We start from the raw sequence: 22628 nt of genomic DNA, 5'->3' as shown, positions 1-22628 counted from the left end.
GGTCCCGGCCCCGCTATCCTCGTCGGCATGGACGATTCACCCAGTCATAAACCCTGGCTCACCTCGGAGCGGCAGGCGCCGATCTCCGCTACGCCGCAGCGAGGTGAGCGTTGAACACGGAAGTCTGGGGCATCCTCGCGGGTGTCATCCTGACCGTCGGCACCGGCCTGTTCGTCGCCTCCGAGTTCGCCCTGGTCAACCTCGACCGGCCGGAACTGGAGCGCCGCCGCGAGCAGGGCGAGAAGGGCCTGCAGCCCACGATCAAGGCCCTCAAAGTCACCTCCACCCACCTCTCCTCGGCCCAACTGGGCATCACCCTCACCACCCTCCTCGCCGGCTACACGTTCGAACCGGCGATCAGTTCGCTGCTGCACGAGCCGCTCACCGGCCTGGGCCTCTCCGAGACCGCGGTGCCCGCCGTCGGCGCGATCGTCTCCATCACCGTGGCCACGCTGTTCTCGATGATCCTCGGCGAGCTGGTCCCCAAGAACTTCGCGCTGGCGGTGCCGCTGCAGACCGCGAAGCTCGTGGTCCCGTTCCAGATCGGGTTCACGGTGGTGTTCAAGCCGCTCGTGGTCCTGTTCAACGGCACCGCGAACCGCACGATCCGCGCGATGGGCATCGAGCCGAAGGAGGAGCTGTCCGGGGCGCGCAGCGCCGAGGAGCTCAGCTTCCTGATCCGGCGCTCGGCCACCGAAGGGTCTCTGGACCGCGACGACGCGGCGATCCTACAGCGGACGCTGACGTTCTCGACGCACACCGCCGAAGAGGTCATGACCCCGCGCGTGCGGACGACCACTTTGGAGCGGACGGCGACCGCCGCCGACGTGATCGCCGAGGCGGCCCGGACGGGCCACTCGCGCTTCCCGGTCCTCGGCGAGGACGTGGACGACGTCGTCGGCGTGGTCCACGTGAAGTCCGCCATCGGCGTCGAGTTCGACCGCCGCGGATCGGTTCCGGTGAGCGAGTTGATGTCCGAGCCGCTGAAGGTCCCCGAGGCCGCCGGTGTCGGGTCGCTGCTCGGCACACTGCGCGGCCGGGGCTTCCAGATCGCGGTCGTCATCGACGAGCACGGCGGCACCGCCGGCATCGTCACCCTCGAGGACCTCGTGGAGGAGCTGCTGGGCGAGGTGCAGGACGAGCACGACAAGATCCAGCGCCAGGTCCTCAAGCAGGCCGACTCGATCCTGATCGCGGGCTCGCTGCGCCCCGACGAGCTGTGGGAGCGCGCGGGCGTGCGCATCCCCGAAGGCGAGGACTACGAGACCGTCGCCGGCTACGTGCTGGAAGCGCTCGAGCGCATCCCCGCGCCGGGCGAGGAGGTCCGCATCGACCGCGGCCGGCTCAGAGTGGACCGGCTGACCGGTTCGCGGATCGAGCGCCTTCGCTACCTTCCCGACGACAAGGCCACCGACCCGGCCTTCGGCGGGACGCGTGAGCGCATCATGGAGACGTTCGAGCAGGAGGCCGGCCGATGAGCGAGTACGTTCCCGGACTGATCTGGCTGGTCGTCCTCTTGGCGGCCAACGCGTTCTTCGTCGGCGCGGAGTTCGCCGTCATCTCCGCGCGCCGCTCGCAGATCGAGCCGCGCGCCGCGGAAGGGAGCAGGGCCGCGAAGACGACCCTGTGGGCCATGGAGCACGCGACGCTCATGCTGGCCACGAGCCAGCTGGGCATCACCGTCTGCTCCCTGGTGATCCTCAACGTCTCCGAACCGGCCATCCACCACCTGCTCGAGTACCCGCTGGGCTGGACCGGGCTGACCCCGGCCGCCGTCACCGGAATCGCGTTCGCGGTGGCGCTGCTGCTGGTGACGTTCCTGCACGTGGTCTTCGGCGAGATGATCCCGAAGAACCTCGCGTTCTCGGTCCCCGACCGGGCGGCGCTGATCCTGGCCCCGCCGCTGGTGTTCGTCTCCCGGGTCGTGCGCCCGATCATCTGGTCGCTCAACGCGATCGCGAACGGCGCGCTGCGGTTGTTCCGGGTCGAGCCGAAGGACGAGGCCCAGAGCGCCTACACGATCGACGAGGTCGCCACCATTGTGGAGGAATCGCAGCGCGAGGGCACCCTGGTGGACGACTCGGGAACGCTGACCGCCGCGTTCGAGTTCACCGAGAAGACCGTGGCCGACGTCGAGGTCCCCTTGGCCGAGATCGTGCTGCTGCCGGCCCGGCCGACCCCGCGCGACGTGCAGCGGGTGGTCTCCGCGAACGGGTTCTCCCGCTATGTCATCGAGGATCCCGAAGGGACGCCGCGCCGGTACCTGCACCTCAAGGACGTGCTCGACCTGACCGGCCCGGACGAGCTCGACGCGCCGATCCCCGCTGAGCGGCTGCGCGAGCTGCCCGTGGTGGCCGGCGCCGCCGAACTCGAGGACGGCCTGGCGCAGATCCGCGCCGAGGGCGCCCACGTCGCCCGCGTGACCGGCGCGGACGGCGCGGCCACGGGCGTGCTGTTCCTGGAGGACATCGTCGAGGAGCTCATCGGCGAGGTCCAGGACGCCGCCAGCGCCTGACCCGCAACGCCTTCGGGGCCCTGCATCCGGACAGTCGTCCGGGTGCAGGGCCCCGTTCAGTTGCGCCGCCGGGTGAGGTGCACCTGGACGGTGTCGCCGTCGCCCTTGCCGATCCGCTTGCGGATCGCGGCGGCGACGGGGAGTTTGTGGGTGCCGTCGCCCAGGGCCATGAACGCGCCCCGGAACGGCACGCCGTCGACGGTGCCGGCCACTTTGACGAGGCCTCTCGTGCCGAAGACCGCGGCCGATCCGGGGAGTCGGACGCAGGTCCAGGTGTCGCCGGGCCGGACTTTGCCGAGTATGGCGCTGAATTCGATGTCGAGGGCGGTGCCGTCGAGCGGTGCTTCATCCATGGTGCTGCTCCTTTTCATGCGGCGAGACCGACGATCGCGCCGATCAGCGTCAGTTTCACGACCCAGTCGAGGGCGTGGATCGCGGCGAGCCGGACCGGGACGCCCTCGTGGACGACGGCGCCCGCGAGGATGGCCGCGGGCAGTGCGCCCAGTGCCAGCCCGAGCAGGGCGCCGGCGCCGAAGCCGCCCCATCCGGCCGCGAGCATGAGGCCCGCGATGAGGCACGCGGCGACGAGGCTGCGCAGGAGGACGGCGCCCATCTGGACGGCGACCGGCACGCCCGGCCGCGGACGGCTGTGCCGCCCGACGTACGCGGCGACCGGCGGCGCGCCGTACAGCACCGCGCTGAACACGAATGAGGCGACGGTGGCGATGACGACGGCGAGAGCCATGGCATTCCCCTTTAAGTACTCGGTGGTACTGAACAATGCTAGCCCTGGTTTTCAGTCCGGTCAAGTACTAAAATCCAGGCATGCCAGCACCCACCCGCCGCCGCGGCCGCCCCCCAGGCCGAACCGGCGCCGACCTCGTCGCCACCGCCCGCGAAGTGTTCCTCGAACGCGGCTACGGCGGCACGACCATGGACGAAGTCGCCGCCCGCGCCCAGATCTCGAAGGCCTCGCTCTACCGCGAGCACCAGAACAAGGACGCGCTCTTCGCCGCCGTGGTGCACGCCTGGGCCGGCGCCGGACGCGACGCCATGCGCCCCCACCTGGAGCGGCTCGCCCGATGCGGCGACGTGCGCGAAGGACTCGTCGAACTGGCGAACCTCATGCGCGCGGGCATCCTCAGCCCCGCCGTCCTCAACATGCGGCGCCTGGTCACCAGCGAGGCCCGGCGGCTCCCCGAAGTCGCCGCGGACTACCTCGAGCACAGCTGGGAGCGCAACATCAGCGCACTCGCCGAAGCGCTTGCGGCGCTTGAGGACCGCGGCCTCCTGCGCCTGCGCGACCCGCTTGCCGCGGCCGACCAGCTGACCTGGCTCGTGATCGGATCGCCCCTCAACCGGCGCCTCCTCACCGGCAGCGACACGGCCGACGCGCCCGAGGCCCCGGTCGACGACGCCGTGGACCTCTTCCTCGCCCGATACGGGTCGGCTGAGGCCGACTAGCCGGCGGGCCTACGCTGCGGCGCGGCCGCCCACCAGCACTGTGGCGGGGTGCCCGTTCACCAGGATCTCGTGCACCGAACCGACGACGAGGCGGTTGGCGGCCAAGGCCTTCTCGGCCTCCTCGGCCGCCATCCGCGCGACCAGGATCACGAACCGCCCGCCGCCGGGGTCGAGCACCCGGTCGAACGACCGCGCCATCGCGCCGAGGAACTCGGGCAGCGCCAGCGGCAGCTCCTCGTGCTCGCCCCACGGCGGATCGGTGACGATCACGTCCACTTCATGGTCCTTGAAGGACGCGAGCGCCAACGCGTCATCGGCGAGGAACTCGACGTCGCGGGAATCGCGGATCGCGGCCGGGAAATCCTCGCGCAGCCGCGCCAGATCCGCATCCGAGTACACGATCCGCTTCGCCGGGAACGACATCCGCGCATTCGTGAACGAGCCCGAACCGGCGAACGGATCGAGGAACACGTCATCGGGGCGCGGCCTCGAAGCCGCGATGAGCAGTGACGACAATTCGTGCGAGATCGCACCCGCCGCCTTCTCCGCGCGCTTGCTCCGGATATGGCGGCGGCACAGCATCAGGTACTCGAAGTCGGTCCTCCCGACCACCCAGTACTCCTCGCCCGAGCCCCGCCCGACCATGCGCTGGCCCGAGGCCTCGCTGATCTCGGTCTCGAGCGCGCGCTTGGCCCGCGGGCTCACCGGGATCAGCGCACCGTCCACATGGAACATCACGCGGAACGTGTCCGCGCGGCTCTCGAGCCCGTCGTAGCGAAGGCTGTCCGCCAGTTCCAGCACGCCGGCGTCGATATCGCGCCGCACGACATCGGCGATCACCGTGAACGAGTTCTTCACGAACGGCATCTGCACCACCTGCGAGTACGGCGTGTCCGACTCGAAGATCAGTGAACTGTCGTCGGCGTACACGACCTCCGGACGGTCGACGTACGAACCGATCGACTCGGCGACCAATGCTCCGGTCCCGGCGGGAAACTGAACGTAGTAGCGCACCCGGGGAACTATACCGGCGCTCTGAGCGGCGCATTCGCGCTGCGCAGCGGCCCCGGGCGCACGGTTCGGCACTCCCCGGGTGATGCCGCTCCGGAACCGACCCGAGGCCACCTGGCGCGACCCGGGCCGCCTCCCTAGACTTGCCCCGCGAGATACGCGTCGACGAATGTGGGGGACCGATGGAGCAGCGAGCTTTCGGCAGGAGCGGCCAGCGGGTGTCGGTGGTCGGGCTCGGCACCTGGCAGCTGGGGGCCGACTGGGGCGAGGTGCGGGAGGAGGACGCGCTCGCCGTCCTCGACGCGGCCGTCGAAGCGGGCGTGACCTTCTTCGACACCGCCGACGTGTACGGCGACGGACGCTCGGAGCAGCTCATCGGGCGCTTCCTCAAGGAGCGGCCCGACGCGCAGGTCCTGGTGGCCACCAAGATGGGCCGCCGCGTGGACCTCGACCCCGCGCTCTACACCCTCGACAACTTCCGCGCCTGGACCGACCGGTCCCGCGCCAACCTCGGCGTCGACCGGCTCGACCTGGTCCAGCTCCACTGCCCGCCGACCGCCGTGTACGCCTCGGACGCGGTCTTCGACGCGCTCGACACCCTCGTCGAGGAGGGCCGGATCGCCGCCTACGGCGTGAGCGTCGAGACCTGCGACGAGGCCCTGACCGCGATCGCCCGGCCGGGCACCGCGAGCGTGCAGATCATCCTGAACCCGTTCCGGCTCAAGCCCCTCGAAGCGGTCCTGCCCGCCGCCGCGGCGGCCGGGGTCGGCATCATCGCGCGCGTGCCGCTCGCGTCGGGGCTCCTCTCGGGCAAGTACACGCGGGACACCGTGTTCGCCGAGAACGACCACCGCACCTACAACCGGCACGGCGAGGCCTTCGACCAGGGCGAGACGTTCTCCGGGGTCGACTACGCGACGGGTGTGGAAGCCGCCGCCGAGTTCGCCGACCTCGCACCGGAAGGCGCCACCGCGGCGCAGGCGGCGCTGCGCTGGCTCATCCAGCAGCCGGGCGTCTCGACCGTGATCCCGGGGGCGCGGAACCCCGAGCAGGCCAGGGCGAACGCCGCCGCGGCCGATCTCGCGCCGCTGCCGGAGTCGACCCTCGCCGCCGTGCGCGACCTCTACGACGCGAAGATCCGCGCGCAGGTCCACCACCGCTGGTAGCCGTGTCCGGTGCCTCCCCCGGGGGCACCGGACATTCGCAATTGTCGATATTAATCGATCGATATCGTTGACTTTCGAGGGGCTCGTGCCTACGCTGGCAGCAGTATTGTTATCGATCACAACATGTGGTCTCCTGCCCCCCGAGGAGTTCGCCATGCAGTTCCCGCCGATCAGCCGCCGCCGGCTCTTCCAGGCCGCCGGCGTCGCCGCCGCGTCCGGTGCCGGCGTCGGGTTCACCGCCGCCGCGGCCCAGGCCGCCGACACCCCCGGCGTCCGGTACGTCAACCCGCTCATCCAGCAGCGCGCCGATCCGCACATCTGGCGCCACACCGACGGGTACTACTACTTCACCGCCAGCGTCCCGGCGTACGACCGCATCGTCATGCGCCGCGCGACCACGCTCCAGGGCCTCGCGACCGCCACTGAGGCCACCATCTGGTCCAAGCACGCCAGCGGCGAGATGGGCGCCCACATCTGGGCGCCGGAGATCCACTTCGTCAACGGCAAGTGGTACGTCTACTTCGCCGCCGGGCGCACCGACGACGTGTGGGCCATCCGCATGTACGTGCTGGAGAACGCGAGCGCGAACCCGATGAGCGGCACGTGGACCGAGAAGGGCCGCATCGTGACGCCGCGCGACTCGTTCTCGCTCGACGCGACCACGTTCACCCAGGGCTCGACCCGCTACCTCTGCTGGGCCCAGAGCGACCCCGAACTCGGCTCGGGCACCAGCCTCTACCTGGCCGCGATGACGAACCCGTGGACCATCACCGGCACGCCGGTGCGCATCAGCAAGCCGACGCTCGCATGGGAGACCATCGGGCACAAGGTGAACGAGGGCCCGGCCGTCATCGCCCGCAACGGCCGGATCTTCATGACGTTCTCCGCCAGCGCGACCGACGCGAACTACGCGGTCGGGCTCCTGACCGCCGCTTCGGGCGCGAACCTGCTCAGCGCCTCCTCGTGGACCAAGAACGCCCAGCCGGTGCTGCGCAGCAGCGACGCGACGAGCCAGTACGGCCCCGGGCACAACACGTTCACCGTCTCCGAGGACGGCCAGAGCGACATCATCGTCTACCACGCCCGGCCCTACAAGGCCATCAGCGGCGATCCGCTCTACGATCCCAACCGGCACACCAGGATCCAGAAGGTCTACTGGCGCGCGGACGGCACGCCGGACTTCGGCATCCCGGTCGCCGCGGGCGCGACGCCGTACCGCTTCGCGCTCTACGGGCAGGCCAATGCCTACCTGAACCACTACGACTACCGGGTCCGGGCGGGCACGTCGGTGGCGATGCTCGCCGACTCGCAGTTCCGGATCGTGCCGGGCCGCACCGGTTCGGGGACCGTGTCGCTGGAGTCGGCGAACTTCCCGGGCCGGTATCTGCGGCACCGGAACTACGAGCTGTGGGTCGAGGCCGACGACGGCTCCGCGGGGTTCAAGGCCGACGCGAGCTTCTTCCAGCGCGACGGCCTGGCCGACGCCGCCGCGGAGTCCTTCGAGTCGTACAACTTCCCGGGCCGGTTCATCCGCGCCTCGGGCGGTCTGGCGAACATCCTGGCGGCCGCGACCGCGCAGGAGCGCTCGGAGGCGACGTTCCGGCTCACCTGACGGGGAACCGGTCCCGCATGCGGCCGGCCGGGACGCGCGGCACTTCGCGCGTCCCGGCCGGCCTGTCGCCGTTGCGGAGCGCGCAGGGGCGCGCCGCGCGGCACCGACGCTCGGGGCCGAATGGGCCGGTCCCGGAGTCGCATCGATCGCCTTGAATTTTTTAGCGAACCGGTTCTCCGGAGTCTTGCCACGGGCGTTCAGGCTCGGTACGGTGTTGAGCGAACCGGTTCGCTGGCTTGCGATCCCTCCGGCGGGTTTCTCAACGACGAGAGTGAGTCGACATGAAGTCCCGAGCACCAGTGCGAGCGGCGAGCGTGCTCGCCGCGTTCGCGATCGTGCCGCTGGCGGCGGTGCCCGCCGCGGCGGACCCCCTAGACGAGCACCTGATCCTCTCCTACTCGTTCGAGGAGGGGCAGGTCGCGAACGGCATCGTGGACGACCTGTCGCCCTCGGGCCTCGACGGCACCGTCGTCAACGCCGCGCAGGCGCCCTCGGTGCCCGGCCGCGCCGACGGCTCCGCCGCACTCGACCTCACCGGCGGCGCCTCGGGCTCGACCACCGCGCCCTATGTGGAGGTCCCGCACGGACTCTTCCAGGGCCGCAGTGCGATGACGATCGCCACCTGGCTGCGCTGGGACGGCGGCGCCGACTTCCAGTGGGCCTACAACCTCGGCAAGGACAAGGACAGCGCCACCTTCCTGACCCCCTCCTTCCAGGGCCCCGGCACGAACCGCTCCTCGATCAAGCCCGTGAACGGCGGCGCCGAGGTCGGCGTGGACGGCACCGGCAAGCTCCCGGCGGGGGAGTGGGTCCAGGCGGTCACCGCCATCGACGGCGAAGCGATCGCCTACTACCTCAACGGCGTCGAAGTCGGCCGTACGAAGGCGCAGCTCGACCTCGACGCGGTCATGCACAACCCGAACGGCGCGACCTCCGGGTTCCTCGGCAAGGCGTTCTGGTCCGGGCACCCGTTCTTCGACGGCGCGATCGACGAGTTCCAGGTCTACGACCTCGCCCTCGACCCGGCGCAGGTCGCCGGGTTGTACGGCGGCGAGCTGCCCGTCATCCAAGGGCTGCAGCAGGACTCGTTCGAGACCCGCACCGTCGTGGGCGAGGCGCCCGCACTGCCCGCCGCGGCCCCTGCCGCCTTCAGCGACGGCATCGGCCGCAACGTGGGCATCGCCTGGGACGACATCCCGGCCGAGCGGTACGGCAGGCCCGGCACGTTCACCGTGTCCGGCGAGGTCGTCGGCCACGACCTCGCCGTCTCGGCCACTGTGGAGGTGATTGAGAACGCCATCCACGTGGACCTCGCCAGCCCCACCGGCGACTTCCTCGGCGGCGCCTCCGGCACGCTCTACGGCCTCTACGACGAGGGGCTGCCGTCCGCGAACCTCATCGACGGCATCGACCTCGCGACGGTGGCCACCAAGGCCCAGGACGGCCCGCAGCACCCGGGCGCGGACGCGCTCGAAGTGCTCGGCCCGCTGGTCGAGGCCTCCAACGGCGACGTCTACATCTACGCGACGGACATCCACCGCGGCTTCCCGTACCAGTGGCCGGGCGACACCCCGGAGGAGAAGCTCGACCTCTACATGGCGAAGCTGAAGGCGCAGGCCGAGCAGGTCGCGACCCTCCCCGCCGAGCAGCAGTCCAATGTGGTGTTCATGCCGTACAACGAGCCCGAGGGCAACATGTTCGGCACGGGGGAGTGGAGCTACAACCGGGTGAGCTGGCTCGACGACCCGGACGACTTCTTCGCGGCCTGGGACCGCGCCTACGCCGTGATCCACGAGGTGCTGCCGGACGCCCGCATCGGCGGACCCAACACCAGCACCCTGTACAACCAGGTCGAGGGCTTCATGGCGCACACCGTCGAGGCCGGGACCGTCCCCGACGCCGTGGTGTGGCACGAGCTCTCCGACCCCGCGCGAATCCGGACCAATGTGGACCGGTACCGCGCCTGGGAGGCCGAGCTCTTCGCCGGCACCGAGCACGAGGGCACGCAGCTGCCGATCAACATCACCGAGTACGCCTTCAACTACCACACCTCCGTTCCCGGCCAGATGATCCAGTGGATCTCCGCGCTCGAGGACACGAAGGTGTACGGGGACATCGCGTACTGGAACATCGACGGCAACCTCTCCGACTCCGCCGTGCAGGCCAACCGCGCCAACGGCCAGTGGTGGCTCCTCCACGCCTACAGCCAGATGAGCGGCCAGACCGTGGCGGTCACGCCCCCGCACCCGGGTCAGAGCTACACCCTCCAGGGCGTGGCGACCCTCGACGAGGGCCTGAAGCAGAGCCGCGTGCTCCTCGGCGGCGCCGGCGGCGACTACACGCTGCGGCTCGGCAACGTCCCCACCGACGTCTTCGGAGACACGGTCCATGTGGCCGTGCGCGAGATCGGCTGGAGCGGCCAGCTCGGCGACAGCGCCCAACCGGAGTTGATCGCCGAACTCGACGCGCCCGCCGCCGACGCGGCCGTGCACTTCGGCGCGGGCGACCTGCCCGAACTCGACGCCGAATCCTCCTACGAGGTCATCGTGACCCCGGGCGCGAACTCGGGCAGCGCCGCCGAACCGCGCACCGCCTGGGAGGCCTCCTACGAGGCCGAGGACGCCGAGTTCCAGGGCGCCGGCCTGAACGTCAACGGCCCGGAGGGCTCGCCCTCGAACGTCGCGAAGTTCTACACCTCCGGCGGCTACAACGTCGGCGGGATGCGCACCGGCACCGACAACGGACTCAAGTTCACCGTGGACGTCCCCGAAACCGGCGAGTACGACCTCTCCGTCTTCGCGGGCTCGCTCAACACCGACCCCGAGGTGCAGGCCCAAGGCCCCACCAACATGTTCCTCAGCGTCGACGGCGGCGCCGAGCAGGAGGTCTTCCTGCCCCTGGGCTACAAGTGGACCGTCTGGGACCACACCGACACCACAGTGGAGCTCACCGCCGGGGAGCACGAGATCACCCTGGCCACCAGGAGCCTCGACGGCAGCGGCGCGATCAGCGGCGATGTGCTCATCGACAAGATCGACCTCTCGCTGCCGAACCCGGAGCACACCGCCGACGTCTACGAGGCCGAGTACGCCGAACTCCAAGGCGCGGCCCCGGTCTACAGCGTCACCAGTGGCGCCTCGGTCCCGAAGGGCGCCACCGCGACCTTCTGGGTCTACTCGCCCGCCGACGCCGCGGCCCTCCTGGACCTCGACACCGCCCGCAAGGGCAAGGTCCAACTGGAGGTCAACGGCGAGAGCGTCACCACCGCCAAGGACGGCACCGTGAACGCCTTCCTCCTGGGCGGCGTCAACAAGATCGTCGTCAAGGGCGCCAAGCACCTCCAGGTCGACCGGCTCACCGTCGCCCCCTCCGGCGCCCTCGAACCGGTCGCCTACGAGGCCGAGGACGGCACGATCGCCGGCACCGCCACCGCCACGGACCTGTCCCTCGCCTCCGGCGGCCAGGCCGTCACCGGCATCGGCGGCGAACCCGGCAACGGCAACACGCTCACCTTCGACGCCGTCGAAGCCCCCGAGGCCGGGACCTACGCGCTGACCTTCCGCTACTCCAACGAGGAGCAGTCGCCGGCGACGCACTACAACCCCGACCCGGTGGCCCGCTACGCGCTCGTCTCCGTCAACGGCGCCGAGCCGATCCGCGTGATCTTCCCGCACTCGTTCCACGAGAACAACTTCTGGGAGCTCACCGTAGTCGTCGAACTCGAGGAGGGGGTGAACGAGATCGGCGTGAGCGGCGAGGAGAAACCGCAGTTCGACGGGGTCAGCTACAGCTCCGACACCTGGCCCGGCGACCGGGGGGGCTCGCATTCCGCGCCGACCCCCGCCGGGATCACCCTCACCCCGCTGTTCGACTGAGGAGCGGCGGCGGCCGGGCCTCCCCGGCCGCCGCCGACACCCCCGACCCGACCGGGCGAGCCGATACACTCGCCCAGACAGCACCAGAGAAGGAACGCAGTGAGAGGAGCCGGTGTGGCGACGATCGGCGACGTCGCGCGCGAGGCCGGCGTCTCGCGCAGCACCGTCTCGTCCGTCCTGACAGGACGCAAGTTCGTGACCCCCGAGACCCGCGCCCGCATCGAAGCGGCCATCGCCAAGCTCGAGTACTCGGTCAACTCCGGCGCCCGCGCCCTCGCGACCTCCCGCACCATGACCTTCGGCGTCGTCGTCCGCTTCCACGAAGCCGAGTTCAGCCCCGCGCTGGCGACCTACCTGGTGGCCTTCTCGGACGCCGCGCGAGCGCGCGGCTACGCCGTCATGCTCCTCACCGAACCCGATGGGGCCGAAGCCGTTCGGCGGGTCATCGCGGCCCGCCAGGTGGACGGCCTGATCCTCCTCAACGTGCTCGACGGCGACCCGCGCCTGGAGCCGATCAGCCGCTCCGGCTACCCGGCGGTGCTCGTCGGCAACCCCGAGGACCCGCGCGGCATCGACGCCGTGGACCTCGACTTCGCCGCCGCCGCCAACCTGCTCGTGGACCACCTGGCCGACGCCGGCCACCGGGACGCCATGTTCGTGCGCTGGCCCGAGGAGCTGTACGAGTCAGGCTCCACGTACGCGACCCGCTTCGAGCGGGCGGCGCTGCGCCGCGCGGCCGACCGGGGGCTGCGGCTCGTGCCCGTGCCGGTGCCCGTGGGTCCCGAGCAGGTGCGCGCGACGCTGCGCACCGCGCTGCAGGACCCGGCGCTGCCGCGGACCCTGCTCATCCACAACGACGCGGCGGTCGCCATGCTGCCGTTCGTGCTCGGCGACCTGCGCCTGGAGGTCCCCGCGGACCTGAACGTGGTCTCGCTGCACTCGGCCGAGCTGGCGCGCCTCTACGTCCTGTCGTTCTCGGCCGTCGAATCCCGGCCCGAAGCCGTGGCCGAGGCCGCGGTGGAGATGCTGTGCGACCGCGTCGCCCACCCGCAGGCTCCGGCGCGAAAGCGGCTCATCGAGCCGCGGCTCGACCAGAGGTCGAGCGTGCAGGCCAGGCCCTGACGGGACGCCGCCTGCGTCGCGGGGCACTCGCACTTACAAGCCGGCTTCGGGCTCCCACAGCTCGACCGTGTTGCCTTCGGGGTCGGTGATCCACGCGAACCGCCCGGCGCCGGCCTCGGTCTCGACGCCGTCGTCGATCGCGATGCCCTCGGCGCGGAGCCGGTCCAGGAACCGGTCGAGGTCCCCGACGCGGAAGTTCAGCATCACGCCCTGGCGCGGGCCGAGCCTGTGGAACTCGGTCATCGGGGCGAAGATCGTCGGCCCGGCCTGCTGCCGCCACACCTCGGTGCCCTCCAGTCCGTTGGCCACGCCCAGATGCGTCTCGTACCAGCGGGCCAGAGCGAGCGGGTCCTTCGCCCGGAAGACCACTCCACCGATGCCCTCGACCTTGTCGGACACTGCATGCCTCCTCATTGCCGGTCATGTCCGGGGCGCGGGAGTCGACCCGCGGCCGGTTTCGCCATGCTATGGGCCACCCCCGACATCCGCTGCGCGAAACGGCGGGCGGCGGAGCCCGACGCCTTGACGCGCGCCCCGCGACTTGGCATGATCATCAGCGAACCGGTTCGCTGGCTCGGGTCCCGGTCCGGCGCGCCGAACCCCGCGCGAGCCCGACAACGAGGAAGTTGAGCGCCTGATGAACACTTTCGAGACCTCCCCGGACGCCGTCGTCTGGCGCGGCGACGGCGAGACCCTCCTCGTGCAGGCCTGGGGCCGCGACTCGCTGCGGGTGCGCAGCAGCCCCTCGGGGGACGTGGCCGACACCGACTTCGCGCTGCTCGAACCCGAACCGGTCGACGTCGAGATCACTGTGGACGGCGACACCGCGACGATCGTCAACGGCGCGATCACCGTCGTGATGCGCGCATGGGCCGGCTGGGACTGGCAGACCGAGTACGCCGTCCACCGCTGCACCCTCGAATTCCGCGACGCCTCGGGCCGCACCCTGCTGCGCGAGATCCCGGACGGCGGGGCGCTCAAGCTCACCGCCCGCGAGTTCCGGCCGCTGGCCGGCGGCTCCCACCGGCTCCGCGCCGCATTCGAGCCCCCGGCGGGGGAGCGGCTGTACGGCATGGGCCAGTACCAGCAGGACATCCTCGACGTCAAGGGCTCCACCTTCGAGCTGGCGCACCGCAACTCGCAGGCGAGCGTCCCCTTCGTCCAGTCCAGCGCCGGGTACGGGTTCTTCTGGCACAACCCCGCGATCGGCACGGCCACCTTCGCCGCCAACCGCACCGAGTGGATCGCCGAGTCCACCAGGCAGCTCGACTACTGGATCACCGCCGGCTCGACACCCGCGCAGATCAGCGCCGCCTACGCGAACGCGACCGGCCACGCCCCCGCCATGCCCGAGTACGGGCTCGGCTACTGGCAGTGCAAGCTGCGGTACTGGAACCAGGAGCAGCTCCTCGACGTCGCCCGCGAGCACCGGCGCCGCGGCCTGCCGCTCGACGTGATCGTCGCGGACTTCTTCCACTGGCCCAAGATGGGCGACTTCCGCTTCGAGGAGGAGTTCTGGCCCGACCCCGCCGCGATGGTCAAGGAGCTCCAGGACATGGGCGTCGAACTCATGGTCTCGGTCTGGCCGCAGGTCTCGACCGAGTCCGAGAACTTCGCCGCGTTCAGGAAGGAGAACCTCCTCGTCCGCACCGAGCGCGGCCACGGCGTCCAGATGAGCTTCCAGGGGCCGAGCATGTTCCTGGACGCGACGAACCCCCGTGCCCGCGAGCAGGCCTGGGAGATCCTCAAGCGCAACTACCACGACCTGGGCATCAAGCTGTTCTGGCTCGACGAGGCCGAACCGGAGTACGGGGTCTACGACTTCGACAACTACCGCTACCACGCGGGCCCGAACGTCGAGGTCGGCAACGTCTACCCGCAGGCGTTCTCCCGCATGTGCTTCGAGGGCCAAAGGGCCGCAGGGCAAGAGGAGATCGTGAACCTGGTGCGCTGCGCCTGGGCCGGCAGCCAGCGCTACGGCGCCCTCGTGTGGTCGGGCGACATCCACTCCGACTGGGCCGACTTCCGCCGCCAGATCACCGCCGGCGTCCACATGGGGGTCGCCGGGATCCCGTGGTTCACCACCGACATCGGCGGTTTCGGCGGCGGGAACATCGAGGACCCGGGCTTCCGGGAGCTCCTGGTCCGCTGGTTCCAGTTCGGGGCGTTCTGCCCGGTCATGCGCATGCACGGCGACCGCCAGCCGAGCGAGCGGGTCCTGGCCGCCGACGGCTCGCCGCGCAACAACTCCGGCGCTCCCAACGAGCTGTGGAGCTTCGGCGAGGACGTCTACGAGATCCTGGTCCGCTACGTGCGCCTCCGCGAGGCCCTGCGCCCCTACACCCGCCGCCTCATGGACGAGGCCCACACCGACGGGCAGCCGGTCATGCGCGGAATGTTCCACGAGTTCCCGCAGGACCCGGTCTGCTGGGACCTGGGCGACCAGTACATGTTCGGCCCCGACGTGCTCGTGGCCCCCGTGATCGAGGCCGGTGCGACGAGCCGCCGCGTCTACCTGCCCGAGGGCGCGTCCTGGACCGACCTCCACTCTGGAGCGGTGCACGCGGGCGGGCGGTGGATCGACGCCGCGGCGCCGATCGAGGTGATCCCGGTCTTCGCACGCGACGGCGCGCTGGCGGCACTGGTCGGTACTATCTGACCGACTCATCGGGCCGTTGCTTGACAGGGCTCCGGAGCGAGGCGTAGGTTACGTCTGACAACGTAGTCAGTCTCAATTCTGGAGCCCTATGACCGCCCATGCGACCTCCGACGATGCCCGGCGCCGCCCGCCCGGCATGACCGATGTGGCGCGCCTGGCCGGGGTCTCGCAGAAGACCGTCTCCCGCGTCGTCAACAACGAGCGCTACGTGAGCGAGGCATTGCGGGAGAAGGTCCTCGCCGCCGCCGCCGAACTCGGCTTCCGCCCCAACACCGCCGCCCGCGCCCTCATCACCGGCCGCTTCAAGCGCATCGGCGTCGTCTCGCTCGGCTCCGCCCTCTACGGCCCGGCCTCCATGCTCGTGGCCCTGGAACGCGCCACCCGCGCCGCCGGGCTCTCCTTCATGGTCGCCAACACGCCCGAGGGCCAACCGGAGGCGATCCAGGACTCGATCGACTGGCTGCTCGCCCAAGGCGTGGACGGCGTCATCCTCTCCGAGCCCATCGACGAGGGCCAGCACGTGCGCCCCGACGCCGGGGTGCCGATCGTGAGCCTCGGCCAGGCCGGCGACCTCCCCGCCGAGCGGGTCGCCCTCACCCGCGGCCGCACCGCCGCGTCCTGCCGCGAAGCCGTCGAGCACCTGCTCGACCTGGGCCACGAGCGGGTCTGGCACGTGGCCGGGCCGCTCGACTGGTGGGAGGCCCGCGAACGCCTCGAAGGCTGGGCCGAGGCCCACCGCGCCCGCGGCATCGAACCGCCCCCGCACCTGGAGGGCGACTGGACCCCCGCCGGCGGCCACGCCGCCGGCCTCGACCTCCCGCCCGAGGCCACGGCCGTGTTCTGCGCCAACGACGACACCGCGATCGGCGTCGCCCGGGCGCTCCACGAGGCCGGGCGACGCGTCCCCGAGGACGTCTCGCTCGTCGGCTTCGACGACATCCCCGCCGCCGCCTACCTCTCACCGCCGCTGACCACCGTCCAGCAGGACTTCGAAGGCGATGCGACCCACGCCCTCGACGTCCTCATGCGGCTCCTGCCCGGCGCCGCCCCCGAACCCGAGGCGAAGGCGGCCGCACCGCGCCGCCGACTCGTCGTCCGCTCCTCGACCGCACCGCCCCGCTCCACCTCCTCACCCCTGTCCCCGCCGTAGAGCCATTGGACGAATCCTGATTCGCAATGGCGCGCAACAGGAAAGGACCGATCCGGATGAATCCCCGCTTCAGTCGCAGGACCGGCCTCACGGCCGCGTTGGCGGGCCCGCTGGCGCTCGCCGCCTGCGGCAGGCACACCGTCGACCCGCCGAAGCACGTGACGCAGGCCCAGATCGACGAGGCGATGCAGACGCCCACGGAACTGAACTTCTGGACCTGGGTCCCCGGCATCGAGAAGGAAGTGGCGATCTTCCAGGACGCCTACCCGGCGATCACCGTCGACGTCGTCAACGCCGGCCAGGGCAACCCGCACTACGCGAAGCTGCGCACCGCCCTGCGCGCCGGGAACGGCGCCCCCGACGTGGCCCAGCTCGAGTTCCAGATGATCCCTTCGTTCGTCATCACCGAAGACCTGCTCGACCTCGGCCCCTACGGCGCCGCCGCGATCGGCGACCAGTTCGTCGAGTTCGCGTGGTCGCAGGTGAGCGGCGCGAACGGCGAAGTCTGGGCGATCCCGCAGGACACCGGCCCCATGGGCATGCTCTACCGGGACGACATCTTCCGCGCGCACGGCATCGAAGTGCCCGCGACCTGGGACGACTTCGCCGCCGCCGCCCAGCGGCTGCGCGAGGCCGACCCCGAGGTGCACCTGACGAACTTCGCGCCCTCGCAGGGCGCGTTCTTCGCCGCGATGCTCTGGCAGGCCGGCGCCGATCCGTTCGGCGGCTCCGAAGGCCCGGACCTCAACGTCGACCTCACCTCGCCCGAGGCCGAGAAGGTCGCCCGGTACTGGGGCGACCTGTCCGAACAGGACCTCATCGCGGTCGACGCCGACTTCACCGACCAGTGGTACCAGGCCCTCAACAAAGGCAAGTACGCCACCTGGATCGCCCCCGCCTGGGCCCCGACCTTCCTCCAGTCCGCCGCGGCCTCCACCGCCGGACTCTGGCGCGTCGCCCCGCTCCCGCAATGGGATGCGGGACAAGAGGTCTCCTCCAACTGGGGCGGCTCGACCTCCGCGGTGCTCGCCACCACCCGCAACCCGATCGCCGCCGCCGTCTTCGCCCAGTTCATCAACACCGACCCGGCGTCGACCGAGACCATGGCGAACGAGCAGTTCCTCTACCCGCCGACCAAGGCGCTCCTCGAGGACCCCGCCTTCACAAGTCAGCCCCTCGAGTTCTACGGCGGCCAGGAGGTGAACGGCCTCTTCGCCGAGATCGGCACCACCGTCGCGCCCGACTTCCAGTGGGCCCCGTTCCAGGACAAGGTCTTCGCCGACTTCACCGCCACCGTCGGCACGGCCGTGGCCGAGAAGGCCGACGCCGTCGCCGCCATGCAGGCGTGGCAGGAGCGCATCGAAGAGTACGCGAAGTACCAAGGATTCACGGTGAGGAAGCCATGACCGCGACGACCCAGACCCGCACCCGCCGCCAAGCCGGCGCGCGAAGGCGCACGCTCGCCGGGTACATGTTCGTGGCCCCGTTCATGATCGTGTTCCTCCTGATGTTCCTCGTCCCCCTCCTCTACGCCGCCTACTTCAGCCTCTTCCGCGAGCAGCTCGTGGGCGGCAACGTCTTCGTGGGCCTGGAGAACTACACCCGCGCCTTCGGCGACGAGCAGCTGTGGACCGGCATCGGCCGCGTCTGCCTGTTCTTCCTCATCCAGGTGCCGATCATGCTGGTCGCCGCGCTCGCCTTCGCGCTCGCGCTCGACACCGGCCTCGTCCGCCTCAAGCGCACCACCCGGCTCGGCATCTTCGTCCCGTACGCCGTTCCCGGCGTCATCGCGACCCTCATGTGGGGCTTCCTCTACGGGCCCGACTTCGGGCCCTTCGCGCAGATCGCCGAGCAGATCGGCCTGAGTGCCCCCGACTTCCTCGGGCCGAACCTCATGCTCGGCTCCCTCGCCAACATCGTGTTCTGGGAGTTCACCGGCTACAACATGGTCATCCTCTACGCGGCCCTGCGCTCGGTGCCCGCCGAGATCTACGAGGCCGCCGCCGTCGACGGCGCCGGGCAGTGGCGCACCGCCTGGAGCATCAAGATCCCCGCGCTCAAGGGGGCGCTGGCCGTCTGCATGATCTTCTCCATCATCGGCGCCTTCCAGCTCTTCAACGAGCCGCAGCTCATGCAGTCCTTGGCGCCCACCGTGATCGACGCCGCCTACACGCCCAACCTGTACGCCTACAACCTCGCGTTCGTGGGCCAGGAGTACAACTACGCCGCCGCCGTCTCGTTCGTGCTCGGCCTGGTCATCCTGGTCGGCTCGTACGCCTTCATGTTCGCCACCAACCGCAGGAGCCGGCGATGACCACCACCGCGATCAAGCCGCGCCGCCGCAAGCCCCGGCGCAGCACCGTCCTCACCATCGGGATGCTCGCCGCCGCGGCCTACTTCCTGCTCCCGCTGTTCTGGCTCGTCGTCGCCTCCAGCAAGACCAGCGAGGACCTGTTCTCCACTTTCGGGCTCTGGTTCTCCGACGACTTCCACCTCCTCGCGAACATCGAGCTCACGCTCACCCAGGACGACGGCGTCTTCCTCCGCTGGCTCTGGAACACGCTCCTGTACGCGGTCACCGCCGCGGGCGGGGGCGCGCTCCTCGCCGCCCTCGCCGGGTACGGCTTCTCCAAGTACCGGTTCAAAGGCAACCGCACCATGTTCCTGATCGTGCTCGGCGCGGTCATGGTCCCCACCACCGCGCTCGCGATCCCGACCTACCTGGTCTTCAGCGAGATCGGCCTGGCGGACACGCCCTGGGCGATCATCCTGCCCTCGCTGGTGAACCCGTTCGGGCTCCTCCTCATGCGCGTCTACGTGGAGGCCGCGGTGCCCGACAGCCTCCTGGAGGCCGCCCGCATCGACGGCGCGAGCGAGCTGCGGATCTTCTTCCAAGTGGTGCTGCGCCTCCTCGCACCGGGCTTCGCGACGGTCCTGCTGTTCGCCCTGGTGCACACCTGGAACAACTACTTCCTGCCGCTGATCATGCTCAACGACCCTGAGCTGTACCCGATCACGGTGGGCCTGGCGCGCTGGCAGGGCCAGGCCGCGGCGGCGGGCGGGGCGAGCGGGGACCTGATCCCGCTGGTGGTCACCGGTTCGCTGCTCTCGATCGTCCCGCTGGTGATCGCCTTCCTGTTCCTGCAGCGGTACTGGCAGTCCGGCCTCGTCGCGGGCGCGGTGAAGCAGTGAACCAGTGGTGAACCGAACTCGTTCAATAGTGAACTTCGTGTAACGAATCCGACCACACCTCTGTGGACTCGAGGGCCGCCGTCCGCTCCACGGCGGGCGGCGGTTCGGCGTCGCCGCAGCTCAACCCTGCTGAAGACATTGAAACCCGTTGGTATGCATCCGTTCACGTACATTCGGTGCGACCGGTGCCGAACATCGGTATTCGGGAAGGTGTGCTTATCATTGATGCCATCTCCGCTCCTCGCGCGCGCCAGTCGAGTCGAACCCTCTCTGCGGGTGTGCGCCCCAGAGAGCGCTCACCGATCCGCTGTCCCGGCACCGGGTCAGGGCGCCGTTCACCAACGGATAGGCGACCTCATGGCCGAACGAGTAATCGACACCGAAGCGCTCGAGGAGTACCGCACCCTCGTCCGCGAGCAGCTTGACCACCTCGAGTCCCTCATTCCCCGGATGGAGCACGGCCAGCGCCTCGGCCTCCTGCCCGCGTTCGGGCAGCTCGACGCCTCCGCGACCGCGCGCACGAACTACCAGACGTTCCACCAGACCACTTGGGACAACCTGCAGGACCTCCGCGAGGCCCTGCACGGGATGATCAAGACCCTCAACGACTCCGCCGACCTGGCCGAGGAGGCGGACTCGACCTCCGCGGGCGAGATGGACGGCTATGCCGACCTCCTCTGACGCGCCGCGCCCCCCGACCGCCACCCACCCTGAGGCAGAGAGCGAGTAGCCGCCATGTCCGAAGAGGACCAGTTCGAGCGCACCGACTACGGGAAGCTCTCCGAAGGCCAGAGCGGCGCGGACTTCACGACCGCGCAGAACGCGCTCAAGGTCTCCCCGCAGTGCAGCCACGACGAGTGCACCAACGCCACTGAGGACCCGGCCGAGCCGGCCTGGGTGAAGCTCATGTCCGCGGTGCCCGTGGCGGCGCAGATCGACAGCCTCAAGGCCGCCCGCGAGGGCACGATGATGCTCCCCGAGGGCAAGTCCATCAAGAGCATGGTCGCCTCGATCCGGCCGCAGCCCGAGGCGGACTTCGCGCTCGACACGATCCGCGACGAGTGGGTCGAGTTCCAGGAGCAGTTCGCGTCGATCGCGCCGAAGCTCAAGGAGGGCCTGGCGTCCCTGTCGGGCTTCTGGAAGGGCGACGACTTCGACGCCTTCGAGGAGCAGGCCGAGACCGTCCTCAAGAACTGCAAGACGGTCAGCGGCGACATCGCGGGCGAGGACGGCAAGGGCGGCGTGGTCAAGCTGCTCGACGACAAGCAGGCGGAGATCTACGAGCAGCAGGGCGGGACCTCGTGCGTCTACCCCGCGCCGAAGTTCTACATGCAGGGCACCAGCTGCGGCTCGCACCAGATCCACATCCGGCCGCCGTTCTTCAAGAACTGCGAGATCCACAAGAACGACGAGATCGCGAAGGCGGTCGAACTCGCCGGTTTCGACCCGACGGTGATCGACGAGGTCCAGGAGGGCCGCGAGACCACCTACAACCGGTGGATCGAGTACGTCAACGCCAACCCCGAGTACGAAGTGGACGGTCTCAAGGGCGAGGAGCTGGCCCGCAAGAAGGCCGACGAGTTCGCCGACGAGCGCCTGATCTCCTTGGGCGCGCAGGGTTCCGACCAGCTCGAGGAGGAGGCCGCCCGCGTCAACGAAGAGGTGACCGAGCGGCACGCGAACGTCGAGGCCCACGTCCAGGAGATCGCTCCCGACGTGCGCAAGGGCGAGCAGACCACGTTCAACGACGGCGAGACCGACAAGTTCGACCCGCCGGAGCTCGACGCGGGCGACGGCGGCGGCATGCCCGACCTGGAGGGCGCGGGGCTGGACGACATGGCCCCGCCCGGGACGCTGCAGTCGCTGGGGTCCAATCCGGACTCGAGCGGCCTGGGCGGCAACGGCCTGGGCGACAACGGCTTGAACGGCAGCGGGTTCAACGGCGGTACGCCGCCGGGCGGCGTCAACGGCTCAGGGGACCTCAGCTCGCTGAACGACGAGAACCCGTTCAAGGCCACGGACCCGGACGACCTCACCGGCAGCGGCGGGAACCTCCCGGCGGGCTACAGCGGCGGGAGCGGCCTCGACTCCCTGGGCGGCGCCAACGGGCTCGGCCCGAACGGCGGCGGCGTCCCGCCGGGCGACTACTCGGGCGGCACGGGTCTCGAGGGTCTCGACGACAACCCGTGGAACTCGGCCCCCGACCCTGACGACGTCTCGGGCGGTCTCGCCAGCGGCGGCCCGACCACGCTGCCGCCCAGCGGCATCGGCGGTTCCGGGCTCGGCCCGGGCAGCAGCCACCTGCCGCCCCCGATGGTCACGCCGACACCGAGCGGGACGCGCGGCATCACGCCGCCGCGCTCCTCGGGCCCGCGCAAGCTGGACTCCGGCCGCGGCACCGGGCTCACCCCGGGCTCGGGCGGCACGGGACCCCGCAAGCTCGATTCGGGCCGCTCCTCGGGCGGCCTCGGAGGCAAGGGCCTGGGCGGCACCAGCGGCGGCGGGGCCCCTCCGGGTTCCACGGGCGGCCGGGGCAGCGGCCTCGGTTCGGGGGCCGGCGGCGGTCGCGGCCTCGGCGGCGCCCTCGGCGCGGGCGGAGCGGGTGCCGGTGCGGCCGGTGCCGGCGGTCGCGGTGCGGCGGGCGCGGGCGGCATGATGGCCCCCGGCGTCGCGGGCGGCGGCCAGCGTCCCGGCGGCGAGGACAAGGAGATGGAGCGCCAGTTCTGGATCGCCGAGGACGAGGACGTCTGGGGCGGCGGTCCCGAGGACGAGGAAGAGGACCCGTACGCGTAGCCGAACGGAGGGCCCGCGTCGCCGAAGCGGCATTCGCGGGCCGTCCTCGGCGAAGCCCCCGTGCCGCGG

18 protein-coding genes are annotated in these 22628 nt (G+C 70.6%); 14 read left to right on the top strand and 4 right to left on the bottom strand.

What is annotated here, in order from left to right; genetic code table 11:
* The first annotated feature begins 110 nt into the window (after positions 1 to 110).
* Positions 111 to 1478, top strand: a complete 1368-nt coding sequence (locus QWI33_RS08065) for a hemolysin family protein (RefSeq protein ID WP_289956585.1) — start codon at positions 111 to 113, stop codon at positions 1476 to 1478.
* The gene (locus tag QWI33_RS08060; protein WP_289956583.1) at positions 1475 to 2515 is read left to right on the top strand and encodes a hemolysin family protein; all 1041 of its coding nucleotides are present in this window, start codon (positions 1475 to 1477) and stop codon (positions 2513 to 2515) included. Before QWI33_RS08065 ends, QWI33_RS08060 begins: the two co-directional genes overlap by 4 nt.
* Before the next feature lie 56 nt (positions 2516 to 2571).
* Here the strand turns inward: QWI33_RS08060 and QWI33_RS08055 are convergent, their stop codons facing one another.
* Complete coding sequence (locus tag QWI33_RS08055; protein WP_289956581.1) at positions 2572 to 2868, bottom strand: DUF1905 domain-containing protein; 297 nt, start codon at positions 2866 to 2868, stop codon at positions 2572 to 2574.
* A 14-nt stretch (positions 2869 to 2882) separates the two neighbouring features.
* On the bottom strand, positions 2883 to 3260 hold the full coding sequence (locus tag QWI33_RS08050; protein WP_289956579.1) for a DUF1761 family protein: 378 nt from the start codon (positions 3258 to 3260) through the stop codon (positions 2883 to 2885).
* A gap of 80 nt (positions 3261 to 3340) precedes the next feature.
* Between QWI33_RS08050 and QWI33_RS08045 the strand changes: the two genes are divergently transcribed.
* Entirely contained in the window at positions 3341 to 3979 is a 639-nt protein-coding gene (locus QWI33_RS08045) for a TetR/AcrR family transcriptional regulator (protein ID WP_289956576.1), read from the top strand.
* Between the two features lie 9 nt (positions 3980 to 3988).
* On the opposite strand, the gene QWI33_RS08040 is transcribed toward QWI33_RS08045, so the two are convergent.
* Positions 3989 to 4993, bottom strand: coding sequence for a TRM11 family methyltransferase (locus tag QWI33_RS08040; RefSeq protein ID WP_289956575.1), 1005 nt, complete (start codon positions 4991 to 4993; stop codon positions 3989 to 3991).
* 179 nt (positions 4994 to 5172) lie between these two features.
* On the opposite strand from QWI33_RS08040, the gene QWI33_RS08035 reads away from it, so the two are divergent.
* The 4 genes from QWI33_RS08035 to QWI33_RS08020 all read left to right on the top strand — a co-directional run bounded on the left by QWI33_RS08035 (position 5173) and on the right by QWI33_RS08020 (position 12765).
* The gene (locus tag QWI33_RS08035) at positions 5173 to 6156 is read left to right on the top strand and encodes an aldo/keto reductase (protein ID WP_289956573.1); all 984 of its coding nucleotides are present in this window, start codon (positions 5173 to 5175) and stop codon (positions 6154 to 6156) included.
* Positions 6157 to 6310: 154 nt separating this feature from the next.
* The gene (locus QWI33_RS08030; RefSeq protein ID WP_289956571.1) at positions 6311 to 7768 is read left to right on the top strand and encodes a family 43 glycosylhydrolase; all 1458 of its coding nucleotides are present in this window, start codon (positions 6311 to 6313) and stop codon (positions 7766 to 7768) included.
* 281 nt (positions 7769 to 8049) lie between these two features.
* Entirely contained in the window at positions 8050 to 11643 is a 3594-nt protein-coding gene (locus QWI33_RS08025; protein WP_289956569.1) for a LamG-like jellyroll fold domain-containing protein, read from the top strand.
* Positions 11644 to 11757: 114 nt separating this feature from the next.
* Positions 11758 to 12765, top strand: a complete 1008-nt coding sequence (locus QWI33_RS08020; RefSeq protein ID WP_289956567.1) for a LacI family DNA-binding transcriptional regulator — start codon at positions 11758 to 11760, stop codon at positions 12763 to 12765.
* Positions 12766 to 12798: 33 nt separating this feature from the next.
* On the opposite strand, the gene QWI33_RS08015 is transcribed toward QWI33_RS08020, so the two are convergent.
* A complete protein-coding gene (locus QWI33_RS08015; protein WP_289956565.1) occupies positions 12799 to 13164 on the bottom strand; it encodes a VOC family protein in 366 nt (121 codons plus the stop codon).
* A gap of 238 nt (positions 13165 to 13402) precedes the next feature.
* On the opposite strand from QWI33_RS08015, the gene QWI33_RS08010 reads away from it, so the two are divergent.
* The 7 genes from QWI33_RS08010 to QWI33_RS07980 all read left to right on the top strand — a co-directional run bounded on the left by QWI33_RS08010 (position 13403) and on the right by QWI33_RS07980 (position 22559).
* Entirely contained in the window at positions 13403 to 15424 is a 2022-nt protein-coding gene (locus QWI33_RS08010; protein ID WP_289956563.1) for a glycoside hydrolase family 31 protein, read from the top strand.
* 88 nt (positions 15425 to 15512) lie between these two features.
* A complete protein-coding gene (locus QWI33_RS08005) occupies positions 15513 to 16574 on the top strand; it encodes a LacI family DNA-binding transcriptional regulator (protein WP_289956560.1) in 1062 nt (353 codons plus the stop codon).
* A gap of 56 nt (positions 16575 to 16630) precedes the next feature.
* On the top strand, positions 16631 to 17980 hold the full coding sequence (locus tag QWI33_RS08000) for an ABC transporter substrate-binding protein (RefSeq protein WP_289956558.1): 1350 nt from the start codon (positions 16631 to 16633) through the stop codon (positions 17978 to 17980).
* Positions 17977 to 18888: a carbohydrate ABC transporter permease gene (locus QWI33_RS07995; RefSeq protein ID WP_289956555.1), complete on the top strand. Its 912-nt coding sequence runs from the start codon at positions 17977 to 17979 to the stop codon at positions 18886 to 18888. Before QWI33_RS08000 ends, QWI33_RS07995 begins: the two co-directional genes overlap by 4 nt.
* The gene (locus QWI33_RS07990) at positions 18885 to 19766 is read left to right on the top strand and encodes a carbohydrate ABC transporter permease (RefSeq protein WP_289956553.1); all 882 of its coding nucleotides are present in this window, start codon (positions 18885 to 18887) and stop codon (positions 19764 to 19766) included. Before QWI33_RS07995 ends, QWI33_RS07990 begins: the two co-directional genes overlap by 4 nt.
* Before the next feature lie 357 nt (positions 19767 to 20123).
* Positions 20124 to 20447: a hypothetical protein gene (locus QWI33_RS07985; RefSeq protein WP_289956551.1), complete on the top strand. Its 324-nt coding sequence runs from the start codon at positions 20124 to 20126 to the stop codon at positions 20445 to 20447.
* 54 nt (positions 20448 to 20501) lie between these two features.
* The gene (locus QWI33_RS07980) at positions 20502 to 22559 is read left to right on the top strand and encodes a hypothetical protein (RefSeq protein WP_289956550.1); all 2058 of its coding nucleotides are present in this window, start codon (positions 20502 to 20504) and stop codon (positions 22557 to 22559) included.
* Positions 22560 to 22628 lie beyond the last annotated feature (69 nt).

This window comes from Glycomyces tritici (assembly GCF_030403505.1).
The sequence above is the reverse complement of the archived record's forward strand: the minus strand, read 5'-3'. Positions and strand labels throughout refer to the sequence as shown.

Bases quoted from the DNA above. Each gene is read 5' to 3' on its own strand.
- QWI33_RS08060 (WP_289956583.1), top strand. From the start codon at position 1,475: ATGAGCGAGTACGTTCCCGGACTGATCTGGCTGGTCGTCCTCTTGGCG.
- QWI33_RS08055 (WP_289956581.1), bottom strand. From the start codon at position 2,868: ATGGATGAAGCACCGCTCGACGGCACCGCCCTCGACATCGAATTCAGC.
- QWI33_RS08050 (WP_289956579.1), bottom strand. From the start codon at position 3,260: ATGGCTCTCGCCGTCGTCATCGCCACCGTCGCCTCATTCGTGTTCAGC.
- QWI33_RS08045 (WP_289956576.1), top strand. From the start codon at position 3,341: ATGCCAGCACCCACCCGCCGCCGCGGCCGCCCCCCAGGCCGAACCGGC.
- QWI33_RS08035 (WP_289956573.1), top strand. From the start codon at position 5,173: ATGGAGCAGCGAGCTTTCGGCAGGAGCGGCCAGCGGGTGTCGGTGGTC.
- QWI33_RS08030 (WP_289956571.1), top strand. From the start codon at position 6,311: ATGCAGTTCCCGCCGATCAGCCGCCGCCGGCTCTTCCAGGCCGCCGGC.
- QWI33_RS08025 (WP_289956569.1), top strand. From the start codon at position 8,050: ATGAAGTCCCGAGCACCAGTGCGAGCGGCGAGCGTGCTCGCCGCGTTC.
- QWI33_RS08010 (WP_289956563.1), top strand. From the start codon at position 13,403: ATGAACACTTTCGAGACCTCCCCGGACGCCGTCGTCTGGCGCGGCGAC.
- QWI33_RS08005 (WP_289956560.1), top strand. From the start codon at position 15,513: ATGACCGCCCATGCGACCTCCGACGATGCCCGGCGCCGCCCGCCCGGC.
- QWI33_RS08000 (WP_289956558.1), top strand. From the start codon at position 16,631: ATGAATCCCCGCTTCAGTCGCAGGACCGGCCTCACGGCCGCGTTGGCG.
- QWI33_RS07995 (WP_289956555.1), top strand. From the start codon at position 17,977: ATGACCGCGACGACCCAGACCCGCACCCGCCGCCAAGCCGGCGCGCGA.
- QWI33_RS07990 (WP_289956553.1), top strand. From the start codon at position 18,885: ATGACCACCACCGCGATCAAGCCGCGCCGCCGCAAGCCCCGGCGCAGC.
- QWI33_RS07985 (WP_289956551.1), top strand. From the start codon at position 20,124: ATGGCCGAACGAGTAATCGACACCGAAGCGCTCGAGGAGTACCGCACC.
- QWI33_RS07980 (WP_289956550.1), top strand. From the start codon at position 20,502: ATGTCCGAAGAGGACCAGTTCGAGCGCACCGACTACGGGAAGCTCTCC.